16 protein-coding genes are annotated in these 26,798 nt (G+C 68.5%); 10 read left to right on the plus strand and 6 right to left on the minus strand.

Annotation, left to right across the window (positions count from 1 at the left end):
* Positions 1 to 73 precede the first annotated feature (73 nt).
* Positions 74 to 1,597, minus strand: a complete 1,524-nt coding sequence (locus F5544_RS29025; protein WP_167476126.1) for an FAD-dependent monooxygenase — start codon at positions 1,595 to 1,597, stop codon at positions 74 to 76.
* 45 nt (positions 1,598 to 1,642) lie between these two features.
* On the opposite strand from F5544_RS29025, the gene F5544_RS29030 reads away from it, so the two are divergent.
* The gene (locus F5544_RS29030; protein WP_167476127.1) at positions 1,643 to 2,101 is read left to right on the plus strand and encodes a MarR family winged helix-turn-helix transcriptional regulator; all 459 of its coding nucleotides are present in this window, start codon (positions 1,643 to 1,645) and stop codon (positions 2,099 to 2,101) included.
* Between the two features lie 62 nt (positions 2,102 to 2,163).
* On the opposite strand, the gene F5544_RS29035 is transcribed toward F5544_RS29030, so the two are convergent.
* The 5 genes from F5544_RS29035 to F5544_RS29055 all read right to left on the minus strand — a co-directional run bounded on the left by F5544_RS29035 (position 2,164) and on the right by F5544_RS29055 (position 8,037).
* Entirely contained in the window at positions 2,164 to 2,403 is a 240-nt protein-coding gene (locus tag F5544_RS29035) for a hypothetical protein (RefSeq protein WP_203217370.1), read from the minus strand.
* A 162-nt stretch (positions 2,404 to 2,565) separates the two neighbouring features.
* Entirely contained in the window at positions 2,566 to 5,217 is a 2,652-nt protein-coding gene (locus F5544_RS29040; RefSeq protein WP_167476128.1) for a LuxR C-terminal-related transcriptional regulator, read from the minus strand.
* A 123-nt stretch (positions 5,218 to 5,340) separates the two neighbouring features.
* Entirely contained in the window at positions 5,341 to 6,222 is an 882-nt protein-coding gene (locus F5544_RS29045) for an SDR family NAD(P)-dependent oxidoreductase (protein WP_238846724.1), read from the minus strand.
* Between the two features lie 57 nt (positions 6,223 to 6,279).
* Positions 6,280 to 6,909: a class I SAM-dependent methyltransferase gene (locus F5544_RS29050; RefSeq protein ID WP_167476129.1), complete on the minus strand. Its 630-nt coding sequence runs from the start codon at positions 6,907 to 6,909 to the stop codon at positions 6,280 to 6,282.
* Positions 6,910 to 6,939: 30 nt separating this feature from the next.
* A complete protein-coding gene (locus F5544_RS29055; RefSeq protein WP_167476130.1) occupies positions 6,940 to 8,037 on the minus strand; it encodes an aldo/keto reductase in 1,098 nt (365 codons plus the stop codon).
* Positions 8,038 to 8,173: 136 nt separating this feature from the next.
* Here F5544_RS29055 and F5544_RS29060 point away from each other — a divergent pair, with 136 nt between their 5' ends.
* The 9 genes from F5544_RS29060 to F5544_RS29100 are packed head-to-tail and all read left to right on the plus strand — an operon-like array spanning position 8,174 to position 26,602.
* A complete protein-coding gene (locus tag F5544_RS29060) occupies positions 8,174 to 11,959 on the plus strand; it encodes an amino acid adenylation domain-containing protein (protein ID WP_275107065.1) in 3,786 nt (1,261 codons plus the stop codon).
* Positions 11,946 to 12,443, plus strand: coding sequence for an OsmC family protein (locus tag F5544_RS29065; RefSeq protein ID WP_167476132.1), 498 nt, complete (start codon positions 11,946 to 11,948; stop codon positions 12,441 to 12,443). Before F5544_RS29060 ends, F5544_RS29065 begins: the two co-directional genes overlap by 14 nt.
* A gap of 8 nt (positions 12,444 to 12,451) precedes the next feature.
* Entirely contained in the window at positions 12,452 to 19,762 is a 7,311-nt protein-coding gene (locus F5544_RS29070; protein ID WP_167476133.1) for a type I polyketide synthase, read from the plus strand.
* Positions 19,759 to 20,514, plus strand: a complete 756-nt coding sequence (locus F5544_RS29075; protein ID WP_167476134.1) for a class I SAM-dependent methyltransferase — start codon at positions 19,759 to 19,761, stop codon at positions 20,512 to 20,514. Before F5544_RS29070 ends, F5544_RS29075 begins: the two co-directional genes overlap by 4 nt.
* Positions 20,511 to 21,782, plus strand: a complete 1,272-nt coding sequence (gene hsaA, locus F5544_RS29080; protein WP_167476135.1) for a 3-hydroxy-9,10-secoandrosta-1,3,5(10)-triene-9,17-dione monooxygenase oxygenase subunit — start codon at positions 20,511 to 20,513, stop codon at positions 21,780 to 21,782. Before F5544_RS29075 ends, hsaA begins: the two co-directional genes overlap by 4 nt.
* Positions 21,779 to 23,110: a class I SAM-dependent methyltransferase gene (locus F5544_RS29085; RefSeq protein WP_167476136.1), complete on the plus strand. Its 1,332-nt coding sequence runs from the start codon at positions 21,779 to 21,781 to the stop codon at positions 23,108 to 23,110. Before hsaA ends, F5544_RS29085 begins: the two co-directional genes overlap by 4 nt.
* Complete coding sequence (locus F5544_RS29090; protein WP_167476137.1) at positions 23,107 to 24,510, plus strand: FAD-binding oxidoreductase; 1,404 nt, start codon at positions 23,107 to 23,109, stop codon at positions 24,508 to 24,510. The genes F5544_RS29085 and F5544_RS29090 overlap by 4 nt, the downstream gene beginning before the upstream one ends.
* Positions 24,507 to 25,640, plus strand: a complete 1,134-nt coding sequence (locus tag F5544_RS29095) for a class I SAM-dependent methyltransferase (RefSeq protein ID WP_167476138.1) — start codon at positions 24,507 to 24,509, stop codon at positions 25,638 to 25,640. Before F5544_RS29090 ends, F5544_RS29095 begins: the two co-directional genes overlap by 4 nt.
* A complete protein-coding gene (locus tag F5544_RS29100) occupies positions 25,637 to 26,602 on the plus strand; it encodes an FAS1-like dehydratase domain-containing protein (protein WP_167476139.1) in 966 nt (321 codons plus the stop codon). The genes F5544_RS29095 and F5544_RS29100 overlap by 4 nt, the downstream gene beginning before the upstream one ends.
* The last annotated feature ends 196 nt before the right edge of the window (positions 26,603 to 26,798 follow it).

The following is a 26,798-nucleotide window of genomic DNA, read 5'->3' on the forward strand; positions in this document are numbered from 1 at the left end:
AGGCTCGGCGTACTCGCGCGGATGGCGGTTCGGGCGAAAGATACGTCGCCAGTGAATCTTTGGCCGGTTCCGCTCAGATGCGGTCGTATAGTTCGGCCGGGCCCAGCCATCGGGTCAGTGCGGCAGTCAGCGCGTGGTGATCGACGGGTTCGGTCGCGGGATGGACCCAGGCGACATGACCGTCGGGTCTGATGAAAGCGGCGTCTACGGCGGGGATTTCGCCGAATACGGGTACGCGCCAATGGCTGCCCGGTCTGGCGGGCGCGAGCCGCGCGGCAATGTAGTGCACCCGATTCGCCCACGGAATCGCCATATCCCGCAACCCATCGGCGCCGAGGTCGATCAGGAGCGGGCGGGCCGGGTGCAGCAGGCTGAACAGGTCCGTGTCACCCCGATCGGTGGTGAGGGTCAGATTGGGCATGCGCCGTCCGAGAAGAGGATGCGCATCGCCGAGTGGATAGCGCACATCCAGCCCGCTGAGCAGCCCGCTCAGCCGCAGGCAGATCGCCGGTTCGGCGAGCATATCCGCCACCACGGCCCGCAACGCGTCCATCTGTGCACCGGGTTTGATCAGTCCCGTCTGCGCCTTGGTCACCTGAAGCACGGTGGCGGCTATCGGATGACGTTCCTCGTGGTAGGTGTCGAGCAGTGCGTCGGGGGCGCTGCCGTCGAGTACCGCGCCCAGTTTCCACCCGAGGTTCACCGCATCCTGTATTCCGAGGTTCAATCCCTGTCCACCGATCGGCGAATGGATGTGGGCGGCATCGCCCGCGAGGAATACCCGGCCCCGCCGATAGTGCGCGGCCTGCCGGAACCCATCGGAAAAGCGAGACAGCCACCGCGCTTCGCGCAGGCCGTGATCGGTGCCGAGACCGTCGATCATGACCGCGCGCAATTCGTCGAGGGTGACCGGCGCGGTGCGATCGGCGGGCGGCGTCGTGCGCATCAGGCTCACGCGATACCACCCCGATTCGGCCCGGGAGATCTGGTAGGTGCCGATGCGTTCATTGCGGCCGAATACGCCCGCGCGGTCGGGCGGGGAGTCGAGGTGCACATCGCCCACCAGCCAGTGCCCGACCGGTTCATCGCCGGGAAACGGTATGACACAAAGCTTTCGGACCGCACTGTGCCCGCCGTCGCAACCGACCAGATAGTCGGCGCGCAGTGCCGCATGGCCGTCAAGGGATACCGTCACGCCCGTATCGTCCTGGTGCAGACCGGTCACGGCGGTGGACCACAGGAACCGGGCGCCGGCTTCGGCGGCGCGGGCCGCGAGGATCCGTTCGGTCTCGTGCTGCGGCAGGATCAGCGCGGCGGGCCAGTCCGGATCGAGTTGGTGCGGGGCCATCGGGATGCCGGAGAACAGCACCCCGGGCAGCGCCCGGCCGCGGCCGAGGAATTCGCCGGCCAATCCCCGCTGGGTGAAGATCTCCATACTTCGGGCATTGATACCCGGTGCGCGCGATTCGCCGACCGTGCCCGCCTGACGCTGCTCGACCACGACGACATCAATGCCGGCGAGCCGCAGTTCGGCGGCCAGCATGAGCCCGGTCGGCCCCGCGCCCGCGACGACGACTTGGGCTAGGTTATTGTTCATAGGATCCTATGTAACTATAGATAGGATCCTATGTAAAGGAGGAATATGGATACCGCACCCATACCGGGCGTGGTCCGGCTGATCAACCGCGCCGCACGCGCCCTGGCGCGCGACGGGGATGCCGCCCTCAAACCCTTCGGTATGCGCTATGCCCAGGTCCCCGTGCTCGCGCTGCTGCGCGCGGGCGCCGAGCCGACCCAGAAGGAGTTGGTCGAGGCCACCGGGATCGAACAATCCTCCATGGCCCAGCTTTTGACGCGGATGGAGCGGGACGGGCTGATTCGCCGGGTCCCGAATCCGCGCGATGCGCGCAGTCAGACGATCGCCCTGGCCGCCGAAACCGCCGAACGGGTCACCACGGCCCGTCGGCAACTCGACGACCTCAACGAACGAGCCGTCGCCGGATTCACTCCCGAGGAGATCCGACTTCTCGAACAACTGCTGATCCGGCTCAACGACAACCTCGACAAACAGAACGCGGGGTCGGGCAACTCCACTCGCTGATCCGGCCGTCGGTGCGGGCGCAGAATTCGGTGCGCCGCAACGTCCTTGGCGCACAGGCGATCTCACTCAGCAGGCGGCTCCCGCTCATCGAATCGGCGGACTTCGACGAGTTCGAGGCCGAGCGATTCGAATGTCGCGAGTACGCCGTACAGCGCGGCCTGGTCGGTCAGCTCACCCGTCAGCACGGTATCCCCGTCGACCGCGCACGCGGTGAGCGCGGGGAAGGCGGAGCGGATCGTCGGTCCCAGGTGGCCGCGTACGCGAATCCGGTAGTGCCGAGGTCCGCAGTGCATATTGGTCATCCATCCACCTAATGTCCGACGGGCGTGCCCAGCGTTGTCACGCGCGAGACCACGCCGTCCCGCGCTCGCTGCCGCAAGCGTCCGTCCCGTCGGGATGAGCTGTCCATCGCCCGATCCGGGTGAGGGTGCGAACGGTCCACCGCCGCTGCGGAATTCGAACGGTCAGCGGTGACGGGTAGCAGGTGCGAGCAATCCGAGCGTGCGTGCGCGGCCGACGGCATCGGTGCGGCGATGGACGCCGAGCTTGCCGTACAGGTTGCGCAGGTGGGTCTTGACGGTATTCGGCGAGACCGACAGTTCGCGGGCGATCTCCGGCGCGGACAATTGGGTCGGCAGATAACGCAGCACCCGAATCTCGCTGTCGCTCAACGCTTCCAACGGTGTCCGCGGTTCGGCGGGCACGGCTTCCGCTGTGCCGAGCAGATTTTGGATCTCGAGGATCAGCGAGGCGTGGCCGGTCCGGCCGCGCGCCCGCCGCTCCAGCAATTCGGGAACGGGGTGCAGCAGGAACCACAGCAGCACCCCGTCGGGTTCGGCCTGGTCGAGCGCGCGCTCGAGCGCGACCTGTGCCGCATCCGATTCCCCGAGCGCCGCGCGGGCGATCGCCTCCAGCAGGAACCCTTGGGTCAACCAACCCGGCCAGAGCAGCGGGAGCGAACCGTCGAGCACCGGAGCCAAGGCGGTGAGCGCGGCATGCGGCGCACCCTCGGCGATCCGCAGCGCCGCCAGCGACAGGCGCAGCTCCGCACGTTCCCGGTCGGCCGCGTCGAAGCCCTCGAGGATCGCCGCGGCATGTTCGGTTCCGCTGTGGCGCATGACAGCCAGTATTCGGAAGGCCCGCAGGGTGGTAACCATGACGTTCGGCTCGGAAAGCCGGGCGGCGAACCGCTCGGCATCCAGCAGAGCGGCCACCGCCTCGCCGTTGCGGCCACGCGCGAATTCGGCGATGCCCTGGACACTGCGGATCGCCATACCCGTCGCGGGCTGCGTCGCCGCGCGCAGTGTGCGGTCGGCGAGCCGCAGCCAGCTCTGCGCCTCCGTCAGCCGTCCCTGCCAAACCATCGTCGTCGCAAGCGCATTGGCGGCGATACCGGCCGCCGGTTCGTCGGTCCAGCCGTGCTGCGCGGCCAATTCCATTGCCCGCTCGCCGAATTCGATCGCCGCCGAAAACGAGCCGAACATCGCGGTCATCGCCTGGTAAGCCAGGCTGGTGAATTCGAGGAACGGCCGCCCGATCCGGTGCGCCAGCTCCGCACCCTGCCGCAGATGTTCGACGGCCGCTTCGAAGTGCCCGATCGACGATTCGGTGGTGCCCAGGCTGACCAGGGCCAATGCGCGCAGGTCCGTGCCGGAGCCGGGCATCGACTCCTCGGCCGCCGCCTTCAGCTGGCGCGCCTCCTCGGTCGCCGCGGCCAGGTTCCAGCGATGCCGGGCCAGCAGCAATCGGATGATCCCGAGCATCAGTTGGGCGTGGGCGCGGCGTTCGGTCGGCACCGATGCCGCGGCACGTTCGGCCAGGTGCAGGTACTGCTCCTCCGCTTCGACGGGCGCCTGTCGCAGGGCATCGGCGAGCGACATCATCGTCAGCTCGCCATCGCCCGCGACGACGGCAGCGGGGAAATCGGCGAGTAGTTCGGCGACAGTACCGATTCGGCCGTCCATCAGCAGGCTGGGCCAGTGATCGGCCAGCAGGCGCGACGCCGAGCCCCAGTCCTGCGCCGCGAGCTCATGCCGAATCGCGTCGATCGGAGAGCCGTGCTCGGCGAACCACGCCGCGGCGACCCGATGCAGCGCGGCGACCTCGTCGGGCGCGGTGCGGCGCAACTCCAACCGCAGCAGATCGGCGAACATCTGGTGGTAGCGAAAACACGAGCGGGCCGCATCGAGCGAGGTGACGAAGGCGTTGGCCTGCTCGAGGTCCTGTAGCACCCGTTCGCTGCCGCTGTCGCCGGTCAACAGGTCGGCCAGCTCGCCGCTGACCCGCTCCAGCAGCGAGGTGCGCAGCAGCAGCCGTCGCACGTGATCGCTCTGCCGCTCGAGCACCTCGGCCAGCAGGTATTCGGCGACAGTACGTTCACTGCCGGAGAATTCGGCCGCGAACCGGGCCGCATCCGCGCGCCCGGCCAGCGACAGCGCGGCCAGGCGCAGCCCTGCCGCCCAGCCCTCGGTCCGCCGGTGCAGCGCGGCCAGCGCCGCATCGGGCAACCGAATTCCGGCCAACTCCAGCAGTTCTCGCGTCTGCGCCGGGGTGAATCGCAGGTCGGCGGGACGGATCTCGGTGAGCTCACCCTCCACCCGCAGCCGGTGCAGACCGATCCGCAGGTCGTGCCTGGTGGCCAGCACGAATCGCAGCGTCGCCGGCGCCCGCAGCACCAGCAACTCCAACTGGTGCAGCACCACCGCGGAATTCAACTCGTGTACGTCATCGATCACCAGCCAGAGCTGCTCAGGCAGCTGTGCGAGGTCATCGAGCAGCCGCTCCACCAGGGCCCATTCGTCCAATTCCGGTGCGGCCGATACGGTTCGCACGACCTGCGCCCCCACCGCCGTGTGCCGCAGCGCCTCCACGACCGAGATCCAGAACCGCTGCGGATCGCGCTCGTCCCGCCGCACCGGCACCAGCGCGGCGCGGCCCGCCAGATCCTTCCCCGCGATCCACGACCGCAACAAAACCGTCTTCCCGGAGCCGGGCGGAGCCGACACCACGGTCACCCGCGCGGCACCGAGACGCTCGAAAAGCTCTGGGCGAGCGACGAGCCCGACGACATCGAGCCGAGAGCTTCCCTCGGAGGTCGAAGAGTCACCGGATCGCACGGTACGAATCATCGCACAGCGGCGCCCCACCACGAATCGAGAGCCACACTGCGCCAATGGAAATGACCCATCGGGTGGCGGCACGGCGATGCGGTGAAGCCCACGTCGCCGGTCGTCGATGAACTATCTCGACCGTAGTTTAGCGACGGCGTTGATAACCCGATCATGGTGTGGACCCGCGATGCGGGCGGCGAGTGTGGCCAGCCACGCGTCCGCACCGATCAGGACTTGGGCTCGACCGCGTTCGACGCCCGCCAGGATCGCGCGGGCCGCCGTATCGGCATCGGTGCGCGCGATCCGCCGCTCGAACCGCGCGATGACCTTGTGCGGGTCGACATCCGGAGCCACCAGCGCCGCCCGCGAGATCGGAGTCCGGATACCACCCGGAAAGACAACACTCACAGCCACATTCGACCCGGCCAGTTCGGCGCGCAGGCTCTCACCGAACGCGCGAATCGCGAATTTGCTTGCCGCGTACGGGGCATGCTCGGCGCTGCCGACGAACCCCAGCGCCGAGGACAGGTTCGCGATCCGCGCGGGCTCACCGGTCGCGAGCAGGTGCGGCAGAAACGCCTTGGTGACATGGACTGTGCCCAAGAAATTCACGCCCATCACGGTCTCGAAATCCGCGTCCGGCGTCGACGCGACAGTACCGACATGCAAGATGCCGGCACAGGTCACCAGGACATCACACCTGCCGAACCGCTCGATCGTGTCGGCGGCGAAAGCATTCGATGCGTCACGGTCGTGGACGTCGGTCTGGCTGATCTCGACCCGTCCCGATCCCGTGCACAGCTGTTTCGTCTCACCGACCTTCGCGGCGTCGATATCCGCCAGCGCCAGGTGCGCGCCCCGGCGGCTCAGTTCCAACGACAGTTCGCGGCCTATCCCCGAGCCGGCGCCGGTGATGGCGACGATTCTTCCGTTGTACCAATCAAATTGTCCCCCACCTATTTTCCGTCCGAGGAAGGCCATCGCCCGGGCACCCATACCGCGACTGCTCATACGTCGAAGCCTATGTCGATACGCCGGGTCGACCGCCTGAATCCCGTAGTTCCGTCCCTACTCCCCCGCAGGCAGCGGCCGGAGCGCGGTGGCGAGTTGAAACGTGTTGTCTACCCGCGTTATTCGCACATCGGTGAATCCGGCGTCGGTGAGCAGTGTGTGGAGTTCGTCATCGGTGCGCAAATGCATGCGGCGGGCGACAGGGGGCGGGGCGATTTTCGAGGGCGGGTTCGGGGCCACCGTGTGCAGGACGAGTCGTCCGCCGGGGGCGAGGATGCGGTGCAGTTCGGTCAGGGCGCGCGGGGCGTCCAGGTAGAAAAGGACATTCATCAGGGCGGCCGCGGTGTAGGTGGCGTCGGGGAGCGGGAGGGCCTCGGCGGTTGCGTTGACGACCTCGAGCCGGCCGGTTCGCACGGCGTCGGCGTTGTTCCGCTCGGTGAGCGCCACCATGTCGGCGCTGTGGTCCACCGCCGTTGCGCGGCAGCCGGATTCCAGTGCCCAGTGGATGAAGGTGCCTCCGCCGCAACCGATTTCGACGAGGTTGTCCTCGGGCGTGAGCGCCAGCGCCCGCAGGGTCGTGCGGAAGATGTCGTGGTGGGCCTTCATATCCCGCCACCAGAACCGGGCGATGGGGCCGCGCGGGCTCTTCAGGATGCGGTCGGTGAAGATGTCGGCGATGCCGGGCATCGGGAGTTACCTCATTTCGAGTCGGGTGGGCTACCGCGCGATGCGCAGGTCGCCGAATACGGTGCGACGGGCCAGCGGGCGGGCGAGGAAGTTGTGCGGGAAGCCGGGGTCGACGGCGGAGGCCGTATCCAGTCGGCGCAGCTGATGGTCGTCGAATTCGATGCCGAGCGCGGCCAGATTGTCGTCGAGCTGGGCGACGGTGCGGGCGCCGAGAATGGGCGCGGTCACCGCCGGATTGCGCAGCACCCAGGCCAGCGCCACCTGGGCGGGCGTGCGTCCCAGCTCCTCGGCGGTCGCACCGACCAGCGCGGCCAGCGCGAGTCCCCGTTCGGTTAGCGAATCATTCGCCGCGGCAAGGCTTTTCCGGGATCCGCCCGAGGTGTCCGGCGCGTCCAGGTCGGCGGCCCGGTACTTGCCGGTCAGCACGCCACCGGCCAGGGGCGACCAGGCCACCACGCCCAAGCCCAATTCCTGTGCCATCGGCACGAGTTCGCGCTCACCGGTCCGCTCTATCAAGTTGTATTCGATTTGCAGGGCCACCAGCGGTGACCAACCCCGCAACTCCGCGATCGTCTGCATGCGGGCCACCTGCCAGGCGGGGGTATTCGAAATGCCGACGTAGAGCACCTTGCCGGCCCGCACCAGGTCGTCGAGGCCGCGCATGATCTCCTCGACCGGCGTGAGCCCGTCCCACAGGTGCGGATACAGCAGGTCGATGTAGTCCGTGCGCAGGCGGCGCAGACTGGCCTCGACCGAGGCGATCATGCTCTTGCGATGGTTGCCGCCGGAGTTCGGATCGGTGAGTCGGCGCAGCGCACTGTATTTCGTTGCCAGCACCAGGCTTTCACGCATGGGAGCGGCGAATTCGCCGACCCATTCCTCGGCGGTGCCGCCGGTGTACCCACTGGCGGTGTCGATGAAGTTGCCACCGCGGCCGGTGTAGCCGTCGAAGATTCGGCGCGCTTCGTCTTTGGCTGCGCCCCAGCCCCATTCGGTGCCGAAGGTCATGGTCCCGAGCGCCAGCGGCGAGACCCGCAGCCCCGACCTGCCGAGCAACCGGTAGTGGTCGAGGTCCGCAGCCGTCGGCGCGGATCCCGCAGGATCCCGGGATCCAGGTTCCACCAACATATTTCATCCCCTCCGGCGCACGCGGAGCCATGGCGGCGATATTCGCGCCGCCGTTGCTAATGACATTCGTTTTCATTAATCTAGGCCCGATGGCTTCATTGAGCAAGGGCTGGAGATAGTGACGGCAGCAGACGAAGTGCGACGGTGCGTGGCAACGGTGCTCGATATCGATCCACAGGAAATCCCCACGGCACAACGGCTGCAGGAGTTGGGCATGGACTCGTTCCTCGCCGTGCGACTCCATCTGCGACTGGGCGAGCGGTTGGGCGTCAGGGTACCGCTGGAATCGTTCGTCGGTGCCACGCTCGACTCGCTGATCGCGCAGGTCGAGCGGCACACACCGGGAAGTGCCGACAACGTGCCCGTAATCGCCGGTCCGGCAGTGACATTCACCGGCGACGCAACCCCGGTCGAGGCGGAACTGACCCCGATTCAGGCGTCCTATTGGGTCGGCCGGGACCCGGATATGCCGCTGGGCGGCGTGACCACCCACTACTACTTCGAATTCGACCGAGCCCCAGAACATTTCGTCGCAGCGGACCCGGCGGCGGAGATCGCCGCCCTGGAGGACGCATGGAATCGGCTCGTGGACCGGCACGAGATGCTGCGGGCCACGATCACCGACGACGGCCGTCAGCGCGTGGAGCCGCCCGGGCGGCGTTACCGGATCGGCGTGACCGATCTGCGCGACCGGCCCGCCGACGCCGCACGAGTGCTCGACGAATTGCGCTGCGACAAGTCACATCAGGTGCGCGACACCGCGGTCTGGCCGCTGTTCGATATCCACGCGGCCGTGCTGCCCGGCGGCGGACTGCGGCTGTTCGTGGGATTCGACATCATCGTGCTGGATATGGCGAGCTGGATCCTGCTCATGCGCCAGTGGGGCGAGCTGGTCACCGATCCGGCCACGAATCTGCCTGCGACGGAATCGTTCCTGCGCATCCTGCACGAGCGCGGCACTGCCGAGGCGGCACGCCGCGAGCGCGATCGCGACTACTGGCAGACGCGTGCGCCGGGGCTTCCTGCCGGACCGCGCCTACCGTATATCGTTGCGCCCGAACAGGTTCGATGTCCGACCTTCCGTCGGCATCCGGCCGAATTGGCGGCCGACGAATGGTCGGCACTGACCGCCCGAGCGGCAACCCACGGACTCACCCCCACCGCCGTGCTGCTGGCCGCGTTCGGGCTCACCCTCACCCGCTGGGGCGCGAGCGAGCCGTTCTGCCTGAACACCACCCTGTTCGATCGCCTCGATCCCGCCGAGCACAGCGTCGTCGGCGATTTCAGCACCACCGCCCTGGTGGAACTACCCGCGCTCGATCCACGGTCCTGGCGGGGTTTCGCCGACTTCGCCACCCAGGTGAATGCCCGGTTCTGGGCCGATCTGGAACATCGCTCCTACAGCGGCGTCGAGGTGCAGCGCAGCCAAGCCGGTGATCTCGCGCCACGCTATCCGGTCGTATTCACCAGCGGTGTCGGGCTCGGTCAAGCCGAATATCCGGCCGCGCGCTGGCTCGGCACGGAGGTGTTCGGGGTGTCGCAGACGCCGCAGGTGGTGCTCGATCACATCGTTTGGGACGAGGCAGGTGGCCTGCGGATCGCCTGGGACGCGGTGGTGGAGGTGCTACCCGCCGAATTCGTCGCCGGGATGCTCGCCGCCTACGTGCGCCTGCTGCGTCGACTGTCGGCCGACGAGAAGGCTTGGACAACTGTCGATCTCGGCTGGGATCCGAGTTTCGAGCCGAAACCGCCGCCGCACGCGCAGACCGGTGGCGGGCCGCTGATCATGGACCCGCAGGTGCGCGCGGCGGATGACCGGCCGCACGCCCCCGCCGTGTTGGGAACGAACGGCACGATCACCCACGCCGACCTGCTGTCTCGCTCCCGCAACGTCGCAGCCCGCCTGGCGGCCGCCGGGGTTCGCCCCGGCGAGCGCGTGGCGGTGGTCGCACCGAAATCCGAGGAGCAGGTCGTCGCGGTCTACGGAATACTCTGGGCCGGAGGCACATTCGTGCCCATCGAGCCGGACTGGCCGGATACTCGGATCGAATCCGCCTGCCGCCGTGCGGGAATCGTGCACGCGTTGGTTACCGCGAAGTCCGTGACCCGGCTGCCGCAGGGCGTGACCGCACATCTCATCGACGACTCCCCCTGCGACACGGTCGAACCGGCACGCGCCGCACCGGACGAATTGGCGTACGTCATCTTCACCTCCGGTTCGACGGGCGAACCCAAGGGCGTCGCTATCGAGCATCGCGCCGCGCGCACCACGATCGACGACATCAACGACCGGTTCGATATCGGTCCCGGCGACCGGGTACTCGCCTTGTCGGCGTTGAGTTTCGACCTGTCCGTCTACGACCTGTTCGGTGTGCTCGGCGCGGGTGGCGCGCTGGTGCTACCCGACGCGGATCGGCAGCGTGATCCGGGGCATTGGTGCGATCTGATTGCGGCACACGGTATTACGGTGTGGAACACCGCTCCCGCGGTGGCCGAGATGCTCGTCGAATACGCCGAGGCGGATCCGGCCGCCGCGGCACTGTTGCGGTCGCTGCGGATCATGCTGCTTTCGGGCGACTGGATTCCGATCTCGCTGCCGGACCGGCTGCGCGCCCTGGTCCCCGAGCTCCGGGTGATCAGTCTGGGCGGTGCGACGGAGGCGTCGATCTGGTCGATCTGCTATCCGATCGAGCAGATCGCGCCGGAGTGGACGAGTATCCCGTACGGGCGGGCCCTGCGCGACCAGTTCTTCCTGATCTTGGACGAGGACGGCCGTCCGTGTGCCGTCGGCGAGCCGGGCGAGTTGCATATCGGCGGGGCCGGGCTGGCTCGAGGTTATGTCGGCGACGAGGAACAGACCGCGCGCCGATTCGTGCACGACCCCGTACTCGGCGAACGTCTTTACCGGACAGGGGATCTGGGTCGATGGCGGGTCGACGGTGCGATCGAATTCCTCGGACGCACCGATCGCCAGGTCAAGATCCGCGGCCACCGCATCGAGCTCGGCGAGATCGAGGCGGCGCTGACCCGGTTCCCCGGTATCCGCCGCTGTGTGGCGGCCGCCGTGCCCGGCCCCGACGATCGGCCGCGTCTGGTCGCCTATCTCGTCACAGAGTCACCGCGCCTCGATCAAGGGGAACTGGCCGCCTACGCGGCGACGCGGCTACCGCGATACATGGTGCCGAGCCACTGGATTCAGCTCGATGCCATCCCGCTCACCTCGAACGGCAAGGTCGATGTCGCGAATCTGCCGAATCCCTTCCGCCGCAACGGCGATACGGCATTCGCCGAACTGCCCGCGACCGCCGATGACACACTCCCGCACGTCGACGCGAGCTGGCTGACCGAGGCCGTGCGACAGGCCGGTGACTTCGGGCTGACCGTCGCGGTGCGATTCGAGCCCGGCGATGCCCAGGGAGCGACGGCGCTCGCGAAGGCGGGCGAGTTGGCACGCGCACTGCGCGCGGCCGTTCCGGAACTGGATCTCGAAACCATCGAAATGCCCGGCTCCGCAACGAGTCTCATCGAGCTGCGGCCCACAACAGCGCCGGAACGGCTCGAAGGTGCCGCGGATATCGAGCGCGCGGTCCTCGCCGTATTCACCGAACTGCTCGGCCCCGGAGTCGCCACGACCACCGCCTTCTACGACCTCGGTGCGACATCGCTGACCCTGGTGCGCGCGCACCGCCGACTGCGCGATCTCGCTCCGGCGCTGACGGTTCCGGATATCTTCCGGCTCGGATCGATCCACCGGCTAGCGATGTGGATCGCGGGCCGATCCCGCGACCGGAACCCGGCGCGGATCGAAAGCCGCGCCGAATCCTTACGCGCCGGAATAGATCTCACCGACGCCGATGCGCGCGGGCGCCGTCGGCGCAGCCATCGTTCGAAAGCGAGGCCGACATCGTATGTCGCTCACTGACACCGTGCACCGCATCCGCACGACCCTGTCCCGCCGTGACGATCGGCGCCAGCGCTTCGCCGCCCGCGCGGAACATCGCACCGGCACACCCACGCAGGTGGACGTCCGCATCGGCGGCCACACCGTGCGGGTCGACGAGCCGATGGCGGCCGGGGGCACCGACACCGGGCCGGATCCGATCGGACTCGCCCTCGCGGCGCTCGGCACCTGCCAGGTCGTCACGTATCGCTTTCACGCCGCCCGGCTGGGAGTCGAGATCGATTCCCTCGCAATCGAAGTCGAGGGCCTGCTGGATATGGGCCCGGTCTTCGGGTTCGACGCGGCCACCCGGCCCGGCCAGATACGCATGCGGGCCGAGGTGAGCGGGCCCGACGACCCCGGGCGCTACCGGGAGCTACAGCGACTCGTCGAACAGTCGTGTCCGGTGCTGGCGCTGGCACAGGGAAAGACCACCGTGATTTCGGAGTTGGAGATCGTCTCGTGACTGAGGAAATGACCGACAGTATCGCCATCATCGGCATGGCCTGCCGTTTCCCCGGCGCGGCGAATCTGGCCGCGTTCTGGGATCTGATCAGCTCCGGCCGTACCGGTTTGCAGCGGTTCAGCGACGAGGAACTGGCCGCGGCCGGTGTGCCCGAATCCCTGCGCGGGCATCGCAATTACGTGCCGGTCGGCGGTGTCATCGAGGATCAGGATCGCTTCGACCCCGACCACTTCGGGCTCACCCCCGCGGACGCGGCGCTGTTCGACCCACAGCTGCGCCTACTGCTCGAATGCGCGTGGAACGCCCTCGGCGATGCCGGGCACTCCGGCGGCGGCGGGCTCGGCGCGGTCGGCGTATTCACCGGGGCATCGCACAGCCAGTATCTGGAGTCCAACCTCGCCGCGTATCGCCGTGCGGCGGCGCATGATCCGATCGGATTGCTGCAGGCCCAAACCGGCGCGCTCACCGACTATTTCCCGCAGCAGCTGGCCTACCGGTTGAATCTCACCGGTCCCGCGGTGGCGGTGCAGGCCACCTGCGCCACCTCCCTGGTGGCTGTGCATATGGCGGCACAGTCGCTGCTGTCGGGGGAATGCGATGCCGCACTCGCCGGCGGTGTATCGCTGATCGTGCCGCAGGGGCGCGGCTATCTGCATGTACCGGATTCCATCTTCGCCGCCGACGGCCGCACCAGGACCTTCGGCGCGGACGCGTCGGGGATGGTGCACAGCCAGGGTGTCGGCGTGGTGGTGCTGCGCCGGTTGACCGAGGCGCTCGCCGACGGCGATCCGATCTACGCGGTGCTGCGCGGCAGTGCGGTGAACCATGACGGGGCGGGTAAGGCGGGCTTCACCGCACCGTCGGTCAACGGTCAGGCTCGGGTAATCGCCGAGGCACTCGCCGCCGCGGGTGTCGGGGCCGACGACGTCGGCCTCATCGAGGCGCACGGCACCGCGACCGCACTCGGCGATCAGATCGAATTATCGGCATTGGCAGCGGTTTTCGCCGATCGCTCAGAGCCCGAGCCGATTGCCATCGGCTCGGTGAAAAGCAATATCGGGCATGCCAATTCGGCCGCGGGCATCGCGGCATTGATCAAAACCGCGCTCGCGCTGGAACATCGCCGCATCCCTGCCACGCTGTACGCCGATCCTGTCCATCCGGACCTGGCCCGCTATCAGGGCCTTTTCGAGGTCGCCGGGCACACCCGCGACTGGCCCGACCGGCAGCGGCCCCGGATCGCGGGGGTGAGTTCCTTCGGGATCGGCGGCACCAATTGCCATGTCGTCCTGGAGGAACCGATCGGCTCCGAGCGGGGCGAGCCGGACGACCGCGCACAGCTGTTCGTGGTATCCGGCAAGTCCGAACAGAGCTGCCGGGCGCAGCTGGAGCAGCTGGCCCCGGACTCACCCGCCGACTACGCCTTCACGCTGGCAGGCGGCGCGCACACGGACAGCGGATGGCGCGCCGCGGCGGTGTGGACCGGGCGCTCGGGCGAACCCGACCGGGTGGCGCTGCGGCAGTTACCGTCGCCGCGACCCGGGATCGTCTTCGCCTTTCCCGGTGCGGGCGCACAGTATTCGGGCATGGGCGCGGGGCTGTACCGGGACGAGCCGGTCTTCGCCGCGATGATCGACGAATGCGCGAACGCCGTGAAACCGGTGCTGGACTACGACATTCGTGACCTCGTAACCGGCGTCGCGCCGCGGCACGAGGCCGACGATGTGCGCTACGGCCAGCCCGCGCTGTTCGCGGTATCGCTGGCCACGGCGGCGACCTTGCGCGGCTTCGGAATCGAGCCGGATGCGGTGCTCGGTCATAGCCTGGGCGAATACGCGGCCGCGGTGACGGCGGGGATGCTCGGCGCCGCCGACGCGGCACGGCTGGTGGCGGTCCGCTCCCGCGCGGTGGCGCGGACCGCACCCGGCGCGATGCTCGCCGTGGCGCTGGGTGAAACCGACCTGCGGGACGTGCTGGCCGACCATCCGAAGGTCGCGATCGCCGCGATCAACGCCGCCGATTCGTGCGTCGTGTCCGGTCCGGCCGCGGCAATCGACGATCTCACGCTCGTGTTGACGGGTGTCGGGATACACACCAATAGGCTGCGCATCGACGCCGCACTGCACTCCCCCGCCGTGGCGGCGGCCGTGGACGCGCTGCGCGACGCCGCAGCCCGGGCCGCCCTCTCGCCGGCTCGGCTTCCGCTGTACAGCACGCTCACCGGTGCGGCGATCCGGTTCGCCGATGCCGAGCACTGGGTGCGCCAGCTGTGCGAGCCTGTCCAATTCCGTACCGCGATCCGGGCGGCGGCGGGCGCCGAGCCCACCATCGTGGTTCAGATCGGTCCCGGTGCCACCCTCGCCTCGCTCGCCCGGCGGAATGCTCCGGCCGGACTGACGGCCGCATTCACCACCCTGCCCGGAGCCGATGAGAACAGCGCGGGCGATTCCGACCGTGCCGCGCTGCTCACCGCCGTGGGCCAACTGTGGTGCGCGGGAGCCGATTTCGATGCCGAGGCACTGCATCGGAAGCGTCGGCGAGTCCGGCTGCCCGACTACCCTTTCCAGCGCCGCCGACTATGGATCGATCCACCTGTCGATGATCCCGTCCAGACGACCACGCAAACCGCGCCAGGGCAGGCCGACCCGACCGAGCATCCCGATCGTCACTCCCCGGTATTCGCTGCCGAAACCTTCTCCACCACGGCAGATTCCGGCCCAGAACCCATCGGAATCGCGACGAACGCACTCGATGCGGACCGCAACGGGACACCGCTCGGCGCGACAGCCGGACCGCAGGCGCACTCGGCCGAAGCCGGTGCGCCGCAACGCGGATCTCTCGCCGTAACAGAGCAGCACACGGCCCCGAGTGGGACACTGACCATGGGCGAACAGCTGGTCGCGAATCTGTGGACGGAGCTGCTCGGGCTGCCGGTGTCGACGCCGGACGCGGATTTCTTCGCGCTGGGCGGGAATTCGATGCTCGCCACCCGCATGCTCGATCTGCTCAACGATCGCGAACAAGCCGACATCCGGCTGCGTGAGCTGCTCACGCATTCGACCGTCGCCGCCTTCGCGGAGCTGATCGCTCGCCGTGCTCCTACGGCTACCTCACCGAATCCTGTTGTGGTGCAGGAACAGTCGGTGCACAAAGTGGTCGGAAGCGAGGCGACCTTCCCGTTGACCCGCGTGCAGCACGCCTACTGGGTCGGCCGTTCCGGGGCCTTCGGGCTGAGCGATGTCTCATGTCACATCTACCTCGAATACGACTGCCACGACCTCGATCTCGCGCGCTACCAGCTGGCATGGAACCGGCTCATCGACCGCCACGACATGCTGCGCGCGGTGATCACCGACGACGGTCGCAATCGCGTGCTCGATCGGGTGCCCGAATATCGGGTCCGGCGGCACGATCTCACCGATCTGCCACCCGCGGAGCGGGAGAGCGCGCTGGCGGACCTGCGGCGGCAGCTGTCGCATCGGGTGCACCGGCCGGATCGATGGCCGCTCTTCGATATTCGCGCGGCGTGCATCGACGACACCACTACCCGCATTTTCTTCGGCATCGACGCGCTCATCTGCGATGCGGCCAGCTTCCTTGTGCTCGACCGCGACCTCCATGCCTACTATGACGACCCGGATGCGGCGCTGCCGCCGATCCGAACCGGCTTCCCGGACTACCTCACCCACCTGTCCACCCACACGGGCACAGCCGAACATCAACGGGCAGTGGACTATTGGCGGGAACGGATGGATACCATCCCCGGACCGCCCGCGCTGCCGACGCGTATCCGGACCCAATCCCGCCCCTGGTTCGCCCGCCGCGGCGGGCAGCTGTCCCCTGCTGAGTGGGACACCCTCCGCAGCCGCTGCGCCGAGCACGGTGTGACGCCGTCCGCGGTGCTGCTCACCGCCTACGCCGATGTGCTGGCCGCCTGGTCCGGCGACGAGCGGTTCGCGCTGATGCTGACCCTGGTCGACCGGCCGGTGACCTTGCCGGGAATCGAGTCCGCCATAGGCGATTTCACCACTCTGCTGGCGCACGAGGTCGAGCGCGGCGGCGAGTCCTTCGCCGAGCGGGCCGCTCGCACACAGCGGCGCCTGTTCGAAGACATCGATCACCGCGGCTGGTCGGCCCTGGACCTGTTGGCCGAGAAGTCGACGAAGACCGGTGAGCGGCAACTACTTCCGGTGGTATTCACCAGCGCCCTGGATGTCGGCGAACTGGTCGGCGGCACTTCCGATCTGGAATGGGCCGGGCGAATCGTGCACGGCGTCAGCCAGACTCCGCAGGTCTGGCTGGACCACCAGGCCTTCGTGCAGGCGGGAGCCCTGCAACTGCAGTGGGACGTGCTGGAAACCGTGCTGGACGCCGACGCCGCCGATACCGCGTTCGACGCGTACGTGACCTGGCTGCGCCGTCTCGTGGACGACGCGGGCAGCTGGGACACATCCGGCGACGGCCCGAACCTGGCCGGAAGCGGCGCGGACGTGACCGAGACCGTGACGGAGATCTGGACCCAGGTCCTCGGCATCGAATCCGCGAGTGTCACCGGCGATTCCACCTTCGTCGGTCTCGGCGGCGACTCGGTGCTCGCGGTGCGGATGGCCACCCTGGTGCGCGGGCGGCTCGGCGTCGCGGTCCCGGTGGTCGACCTGGTCGGCGATCAGACCCTGGCGCAGTTGGTGGCCTATGTCGGTGAACGGCGGTCCGGCGGCATGGTCGCGAGCATCGACCTTGTGCGGCAAGACGATCCGGACGCGCCGTTCGCGCTCACCCCGCTGCAGCAGGCGTATTGGGTCGGTCAGCAGCACGGTTGGGCGCTGAGCTACGACTCCGCGCACATGTACGTCGATTTCCGCTTGGCGGGCGCCGATTCGAGCGCCGTCGCGGATTCGGTGCGCTGGCAGGTGAATCGGCAACCCATGCTGCGGGCGATCTTCCTGCCCGACGGCACACAGCAGGTGCTGCGGGCGGACGATCCGCGCCTGGCCCGGCTGCCGCTCACCGAGATCGATATGCGGACGGCATCGATCGGCGAGATCGAGCGTATGCGCGCCGAAATCCGCGCCGAAATGCAGCGCACCGGCCCCGACATGGATCCATGGCCGTTCCGGATGGCGGCGCTGCTGCTGCCGGGCGGGGAACTCAGCCTGCATATCGTCACCGGTCTGCTGGTGGCCGACGGCTGGTCGGTACAGCTGATGTTCACCGAACTGTTCACCCACCTCGATGATCCCAACACCGTATTGCCACCGCTCACCGCGCATTTCGGCGACTATGTGGCGACCATCGACCGGCAGCGCTCCGACCCGGAGTGGCTGGCACAGCGCGACTGGTGGTGGGACCGGCTCGACGAGCTGCCCACCGCGCCGCGTCTGCCCTTCACCATGCCGGTCGAGCAGGCCCGCCCGGATGATCTGGAACGTCGCGAGCTGTGGGTCTCCGGCGAGCGGATGGCGGTGCTGCGGGAGCGGTGCACCGCCTACGGCGTCACCCCCACAACGGTTTTCGCCACCTGCTACGCCATCGCCCTCGCGCGGCTCGCCGGACATCGCCGGTTCCTGCTGAATGTGCTGTACCTCAACCGTTTACATCTGCCCCGTGATCTCGACCACGCCATCGGCCCGTACGCCGGGACGGTGTTGCTCGAGGTGGATCTGCCCGCCGACGCCGATTTCGTAACCCTGGCAAGGACCATGCAGGACGCGACGGCACGCATGCTCGACCACGGTCAGGTCACCGGCGTGGAGATCGCGCGCGAACTCGGCCGCCGTCGTCGCGATACCGCACCGCAGGCGCCGGTGGTCTTCCACAGCACGCTCGGACTGCATCCGCCGGGCGGCACGCCCGCCGCAATCCAGCTGCGGGACTTCTATCAGCGGGTGCGCACGCCGCAGGTAGCGCTGGATATGCAGGTGTTCCAATGGGATTGGGACGACGCGGTGGTGGTCAACCTGGACGCGGTCGCCGAATTGTTCGCACCGGGCGTACTCGACGACCTCTTCGCCGCCATCGGCGCCGAACTCACCGCGCTGATCGACAATCCCGAATCCTGGTCGGCGGCAGTGGAATTGCCGCCGCGCGAGCGAGCCGACGAGGAACGGCCCGCCGCCACCGAACCGCCGGTGAGCGGGCCCGCGGCCACCGACACCGAACGCGCGGTCGCCGCGGTGTGGGCGCGCATGCTGGAAATCGACGCGACAACTGTGACACGATCGACCGATTTCTTCACCGTGGGCGGTGATTCGGTGCTGGCGATCCGAATGTTGAACCGGCTCCGTACCGAACTCGGACTGCACGTCACACCGCGCGAATTCCTGGCCGACCCAACGCTCGCGGCGACGGCGGCGGCTCGGCATGAGCCGGGGCCCGCGGACTGCGCCGTCACCTTGCGTGATGGCACCGGGGATCCGCTGTTCCTGATCCACCCCACCGGCGGTGACGTGCTCTGCTACCTGGATCTGGCGCGCAAGCTGGACACCGTGCGGCCGGTGATCGGCATCCAGGATCCGGCCCTGTCCGGCGCGACCGGACCGGAGGGCATCGGTGAGCTGGCGCGGCTCTACGAAACCGTGCTTCGGTCGTATCAGCCCTCGGGGCCTTATGTTCTCGGCGGCTGGTCGATGGGCGGCATCGTCGCGCACGAGGTCGCCCGCCGACTCCGCGATGCCGGTGACGCGATCGCCGTGCTGATCCTGATCGACGCCAATATCGCCGACCGCATCGCGGACACCGACGATCTCGCCTTCTGGTCACGCTATCTCAGCTCACTGGAAGCATTCCTGCAGGTCGACCTCGAAACGGCCGCCGCCGCAGCGCGATTCGAGTCGCTGTCCGAGGCCCAGCGGCGCGCCGAGACCGACCGGATACTGACCGAGGCCGGGCTGGCCGGGCGGGGCGATACCGGAATACTGCGGCTGCGCGAGGACGCCTTCCGCAGGCACCTGCGGGCGCTCGGCGGCCACCGCACCGGCCGCCTCGACGGCGATGAGCTCGAAACACTGATCGTGCGTGCGGAATTGCCCGCGCCGCGCAACTCCGGAATCGGGATGGGCGTGGACGATTGCACTGACCTTCCGGATCTGGGCTGGGGTGCGCACACCGGCGGCCGCCTCGAAATCCGTTCGGTCCCGGCGCATCACTATGCCCTGCTCACGGAACCGGCCGTCGATGCCGTGGCGCGACTGGTTTCCCGGGCGCTGGCCGGTTCCGAGGTGGGGGCCGGGCGCATGAGTGAGCGCAGCGAACGAATCATGGGCGCAGCTGAGCGTCGCTCAGTCATGCCGGAGCCGAGCGCCAGCGAGGCGCAGGCATGAGTGAGCAGGTGACCGGCGTGGACGCCTATGCCGCGGCGGCGGAGTTCTACGACCTGATGGCGACTCCCTATGTGGCACAGGTCGAACCGGTGCTCGCCACGCTGCTGAGCGAAGTGGATACCGTCGCGGGGCCGGTGGTAGACATCGGCGCGGGCACCGGTCTGTCGACGACCATGATCGCCGACGCGCTGCCCGACGCCGAGGTCGTCGCGGTCGAGCCCGCACCCGCCATGCGGGCGGTGCTGCTGTCACGGCTGGCCGCCCGCAAGGATCTGCGCGAGCGGATCACCGTGCTGCCCATGGGTTTTCTCGATACCGAGCTGCCGCGACGCTGTGCGGCGGTTATCGCGCTGGGAGTCATCGGCCATTTCGATCCCGCCGCCCGCCCCCGGGTGTGGTCGACCATCGCCGCGGCGCTCGCGCCGGGCGGCGATGCCGTCGTCGAGATTCAGCGTCCGGGCGCGGTGCTGGCGGTGCCCGAGCGCCGCTATACCCGCGCCCGCGCGGGTGCGCTGCACTACGAGGGCTGGAGCCGGGCCGACCCGGTGGACGCGGAATCCCTGGTGTGGCGCATGACCTATCGCACCTATCACGAGGACCGGCTGCTACAGGAGGCCGTCACCGAGCACCGGGTCTGGCCCGCGAACGCGGAGCGCCTCGCCGCCGAGGCCGAATCCGTCGGTCTGCGTGCCGTTTCCGCTGATGCCGACACCGGCCTGCTGCGATTCACCACAGAAAGGCGTACACGATGACCGGATACGACCGTCCCGTCCAAAGCAACGAACGAAGCTCGAGCGACAACACCGCCGAGTCCGTGCTGTCCGCCGTCGACGATCTGCTGCCGGTGCTGCGCGACCGGGCTCAGGAGACCGAGGACGCGCGCCGCATCCCGGTCGCCTCGATCAAGGCATTGCGGGAGACCGGCTTCTTCAAACTGTTGCGGCCCAGGCGATTCGGTGGCCACGAGGCCGATCCGGTCACCTTCTACACCGCCGTCCGGCAGCTGGCGAGCGCGTGTGGCTCCACCGGTTGGGTGGCATCGGTGCTCGGCGTGCCGCAGTGGAACCTGGCGCTGTACGATCCCCGCGCACAGGCAGACGTGTGGGATGCGGACCCCGACGCCCACATCTGCTCGTCCTATGCCCTGACCGGCACCGCGATTCGAGTGCCCGGCGGGTACCGGCTCAGCGGCCGTTGGGGTTTCGCCTCCGGATGCGACCACGCGTCGTGGGCACTGCTGGGCGCCAAGGTGATCGACGACGGAGCCGCCGTGGAATCCGCCACCTTCCTTGTGCCGCTGCCCGATTTCACGATCGACGACGTGTGGCATACGGTCGGCCTCCGGGGCACCGGCAGCAACGACCTCCTCGTCGAGGATGTGTTCGTGCCGGAGCATCGGGTACTGAACTCGGACGCGGTCACCAAATGCGTCACACCCGGTCAGGCGGTCAATGACGCCGCGCTGTACCGGATTCCGTTCGGAGCGATCCACCCCAATTCGATCACCGCGGCCATCATCGGTATGGCGCAGGGCGGCTACGAGGCGCATCTGGCCCATCAGCGCGGCCGGGTGCGGGTCGCGCTGCCGGGCGACGCGCGCAGGGAAACCGGTTTCACCGGAACACCGTTCGCCGAGGATTCGGCGGCACTGGAGCGAATCGCGCAGGCCGCCAGCGAGATCGACGCGGCCTGGTTGCAGCTGACCCGGAATACGAACGCGCTGCTCGATATCGCGCGCCGACGCGAACCCATCCCGATGCTCGAACGAGCGCGGACCCGGCGCGATCAGGTGCGCGGCACCGAGCGGTCGATCTTCGCCATCGACCGGCTGTTCGAGAACTCCGGCGGGCGCGCGCTGCGGTCCGATACCGCGCTGCAGCGCTTCTGGCGCGACGCCCACGCCGGGCGGGCGCACGCCGCCAACGATCCCGAGCGGGCGTACCGGATGTTCGGCACCGCCGAATTGGCGGCTCCGACAACCAGTCCGACCGCTCCCGCCGGACAGGTGCACGACCGGTGAACGACGAGGTCATAGCGCTGTTGAAGGGGCACCCGTGGGTCGGCGACGCGCGGTGGAGCCCGGACCGCAAGACGGTCGCGGTGCAACCGGCCGCCTCGGCGATCGCGGTGCGGCCGATGCCGGGACCGCTGCTTGCCGAACATCTCGCGCATTGGCAGCACGTCTACGAGTTCGTGTACTCCGCCGACCGCGACCGCCACCGCGACGATCTCGACCTGTCCGGTTGGCGGGCCTCCGACACCGGCGCGCCCTTTCCGCAGGAGCATATGCTCGAATGGATCGAGCACGCCGTCGGCCTGGCGCTGCGTGGCAAACCACGTATCGTCCTCGAAATCGGCTGCGGCAGTGGGCTGCTCGCACACCGCATCCAACCGCACGTCCAGGCGTACATCGGGCTCGACGTGGCCGCGCCGGTGGTCGCGCGACTTCGGGCGCAGCTCGCTCCCGGCGCACAGGTACTGCGGGCAGCGGCACATGAGCTCGCGACACCGCCCGTGCGCGCCGCATTGCGCACGGCCGATCCCGACCACCCCGACCCGGATTGCATCGTGCTCAACAGCGTCACCCAGTGCTTCCCGAACCGGGAGTATTTGACCGCCGTGGTCGGCGACGCGCTCGACCTGGTCGCCGCGGGTGGAACCGTGGTCGTCGGCGATATCCGAAATCTCGCCAGCGCACCCGAATTCGCCCGCTGGCTGGAAACGACCCGCAACCCCGGACTACCCGAATCCGACCTGGCGGCGCGCATCACCCGCCGGCTCGCAACCGACGAGGAATTGCTGTGCGCACCACAGGTTTTCGCGCACATTGCCGACGCACACCGGCGCGCGGTGCGTACTACCGTTTACGCCAAGCCATTTCGAATGGTCACCGAGCTCACCCGCTACCGCTACGACATCGTCTACACCGTCGACGCTCCCCCACCGCCACCCGACCGGTCGCTCGCCTGGGCGGAATCGGCCGGAACGGTCGAGCAACGGCTCGGCACGCTGCCGGACCGGATCACTCGGGTGACCGGCATCCCCAACGCCCTCTTGGCGAGCGCGGAATCCGACGCGGTCACCCCCGCGCAACTGGCCACCGCGGCGCCGGTCGGCTGGACGGTGCAACTCGACTCGGCCGACGGCAGCCGTCTTGCCGTCTGCGCACCCGAGCACTCGGCCGAAGCGGCTTTGTCCAGCGATAACACGGCGGACGGCTGCAACGACCCCTTCACCCGTTTCGTGCGGCGGCGGCTACCCGAGGTATTGACCGATCACCTCGCCCGGGAGCTGCCCGCCACCCTCGCGCCCCGCATCGTGGTCACCGAGGAGCCCGATCGATCATGACGACGACCCTCTCCCTACAACAGGTCGACGACCTGCGCGCCTGCTGCCGCGGCGTGGTATCGCTGCCTGGTGATCCCGGCTACGACGCCGGGCGGCACACCTGGAGCGCCGCCGTCGACCACCGGCCCGTCGCGATCGTCCGCTGCGCGGACATCGAGGACATCAGGGCCGCAATGCTTTTCGCACGCGAGCGCGGTCTGGCCGTCTCGGTGCACGCGGGTGGGCACGATGTCGCAGAACACGCCGAGGTCGCGCGCTCGATCATGCTCGACATGTCCGAGCTGAAGAACATCACCATCGATCCCGTCACCCGGCGCGCCACCGTAGCCCCCGGCGTGACCTGGGTCGAATTCGACCGGGCCTGTGCCGCATACGGACTCGCGGTCACCGGAGCCGACGTCTCCACCGTCGGCGTGATCGGCACCGCGCTGTCGGGCGGAAGTGGCTGGCTGCAACGAGCTTTCGGCTTCACCTGTGACAATGTGCTTGCGGCGCAGGTCGTGACGGCCGACGGTCGCGTGGTGACCGCGGACGCGAACCAGCATGCCGATCTGTTCTGGGCATTGCGCGGCGGCGGCGGCAATTTCGGCATCGTCACCTCGCTCGACCTGCGACTGCATCCGATCGGCCGCGTCTACGCGGGCACGCTGCTGTACAGATACGCGGACGCTCGCGCGGTGCTGACCGGTTTCCGGGAATTCACCGTCGACGCTCCGGCCGAACTCTCCCTGCGCGCCACCCTGATCCATTGGCCGCCCACCTCACCGGAGGGTCCGCCCATGGCCGCCATCACGGCGTCCTATCTGGGACCGGCCGATCAGGCCCGATCGGTGCTGGATCGGCTGCGCCGCATCGGCGAGCCGGAATTGGATCTGCTGCGCCCGTTGAGTTATCCCGAGCTGCAACGCAATACCGAGCAGGCATTCCACACCGGGCATGCCACCGCGACCGGCACCGAATGGCTGCGCGCGCTCGACGATCGCACCATCGACGGACTGGTCGACCTCGGTGCGCGCATGCCGACCCGCCATTCCCTGATCTCGATCCATCAATTGGGCGGCGCGCTCCGCCGAATGCCCTCCGGCGCAACGTCATTCGCCTATCACGACGCCGCATACCATCTCGTCGTCTTCTCCGGCGGCCCGACGGGATGCGACCTGACGCCCGCGCGCCGCTGGATCGCGCGGATCACCGAAACCGTCCAGAACTGTTCCGCCGGTGGGCCATACATCGGCATCCTCGACGGCACCGCCGCCCCGGAACGGATCCGCAACGCCTACGGGCTCGACGGCTACCGACGGCTGACGCACATCAAGACCGAGTACGACCCGGACAATATCCTCCGCTGCAATCACAACATCCCCCCACTGCCGGGCGCGCGGTCCGAGGCAGCCCGATGAGCACCGACGTCACCGAAATCGCACGGCTGGCTTCCGATTCCGTCTCCGCCACCGGGCAGTACGCCGAGGCGCTCGACGATCTCGACCGGCACGGGCTGGCCGCCATCACCCGCGTGCTGCGAAGTGCGCTGCGCGACAACATATCTCGCACCGAAGACGAGATCGCGGGGCACCTGCGGGTCGCGCCGCGGCATCGCTGGCTGCTGCGCCGCTGGCTGCGCGAGCTGACCGCCCGAAACCTCCTCGAGGTCACGCCGGACGGCGGCTACGGGCTCCTGCGCGAACCGCCCGCGCCGGTCCGGCGCGATCTGCGCGACGTATGCTCCGAGCTGGGATTCGCCCCGCAGCTCGCCCGATTCTTCGCGCAGGCCGATGACCAGCTGCCGATGCTGCTGCGCGACCGGGTGCTCGCCCAGGAGCTACTCTTCCCCGACGGTGACTTCCTGACCGCGGAGGCCGCCTACCGCACCAACCCGGTCAACGGCTATCTCAATGTCGCCGCACGGGAATTCGTCGTGCGGGCCGTCACGGAACTGGCCACCGGGCGCACTCCGGTCCGGATTCTGGAGCTCGGGGCCGGGGTGGGCGGCACCACCGCCGACATCGTGACGGCACTGGCCGACGCTCCGGTCGACTACCACTTCACCGACCTGTCCACCTTCTTCCTCGCCGCGGCACGCGACCGGTTCACCGGCTACCCGTGGCTGCGCTACGGCATCGTCGACCTCAATCGCGACCTGCCCGAACAGCCGCCCTGCGATATCGTGCTGGCGGCCAACGTGCTGCACAACGCCCAGGACTGCGGGGAATTGCTTGCCGCGGTGCACCAGCTGCTGACCCCGGGCGGCTACCTGATCTTCGTCGAATCCTGCCGGGAGCACTGCCAACTGCTGGCGTCCATGCACTTCCTCATGTCGGCGCGATCGGGCGGGACACAGCCGGGACAGACCGATGTCCGGGCGGGCACCGACCGAATCTTCCTGCGCGAGAACGAATGGCTAGCCGAACTCGCCACCGCCGGACTCACACCACTGCCCACCCTCCCACCCGCTGACCATCCCCTGGCCGCACACGGTCAGCGGTTGTTCGTGGCCCGCAAAAGCCGTACCGACGCCTCCGGTGCGCCGTGACCTCGGCCCCGCACGATTGCGACTACTACGAGGTCGGGCGCGAGAACATTCGCCAATTCGCCCGCGCCGTACAGGATTTCCATCCGGCCCACTGGGACGAGCGGGCCGCCCGCGCGCTCGGCTACCCGACGCTGATCGCGCCGGTGACCTTCGCGTCCTCGACCGGCACCCTGGCCCAGCGGTCGATGCTGCGCGATGTCCTCGCCGGGCGCCCGCCGAGTCGATTGCTGTACGTGGAACAGGAAATACGTGTGCACCGTCCGACCTTGGCGGGTGACCGGCTGTACTGGGACGTCACATTGGATTCGGTCCACCCGACGGATGGCGGCGACCTGATGGTGGTGACCACCACCATCAGCGAACGTCATGCCGGACCGGTGCAGACGGTGCACACCACACTGCTCGAACGCCCCACCGCCGAGTCCGTCCACGCCGCCGAAGCAGTTGCGATGAAGGATATTTCAGCGCCGATAGCCGATGTCACCGCGGCGTCCGCGGCCGAGATCCCCGCACCGCGGTTTTCGGCGGCGCACGTGACCACGTTCGCGCCCCCGTCGCCGATCCTGCTCGCGGGCCGAAACTTCCCGTCGCGAACCGTCCGCCTGGCCCGCGGTGATCTGGTGAACTACGCGGGCATCTCCGGGGACAACAACCCCATCCATTGGAACGACACCGTCGCCCGCGCCGCGGGCCTGCCCGGTGTCGCCGCACACGGCATGCTCACGATGGGCATCGGAGCCGCCTATCTCACGTCCGCACTCGAAACCCCTTGCTGGGCAGGGACATACGCGGTTCAGTTCGCCAACCCCGTCCACCTCGGCGAGATACGGCCCGCTCAGTTGACCTACACGGCCCGAGTCCGGACCGTCGACAACTACACCGCGACAATCACCCTCACCGCACAGGCGGACGGGCGCCCCGTCTTCACCCGCGCAACCGCCACGATCGCACTACCCGAATAGATCGGGGTGTCGCGGCAGATCTCTCGAATCGCCCTGGGAGGTTGCGGTGCGGTGGTCGCCCCGCCCGAGGGGCGGTGCGGCCGTTCCGAACCGGCCGACAGCTTAATGCCGACGACGTGCCCGTTGAGGGTCGTCCGCATACCGGAGCGGCGCACTGCTAGCCAGGCGAAATCTGTTGCGCCACACCGTTCAGACC

Source organism: Nocardia arthritidis (assembly GCF_011801145.1).
GTDB lineage: Bacteria > Actinomycetota > Actinomycetes > Mycobacteriales > Mycobacteriaceae > Nocardia > Nocardia arthritidis_A.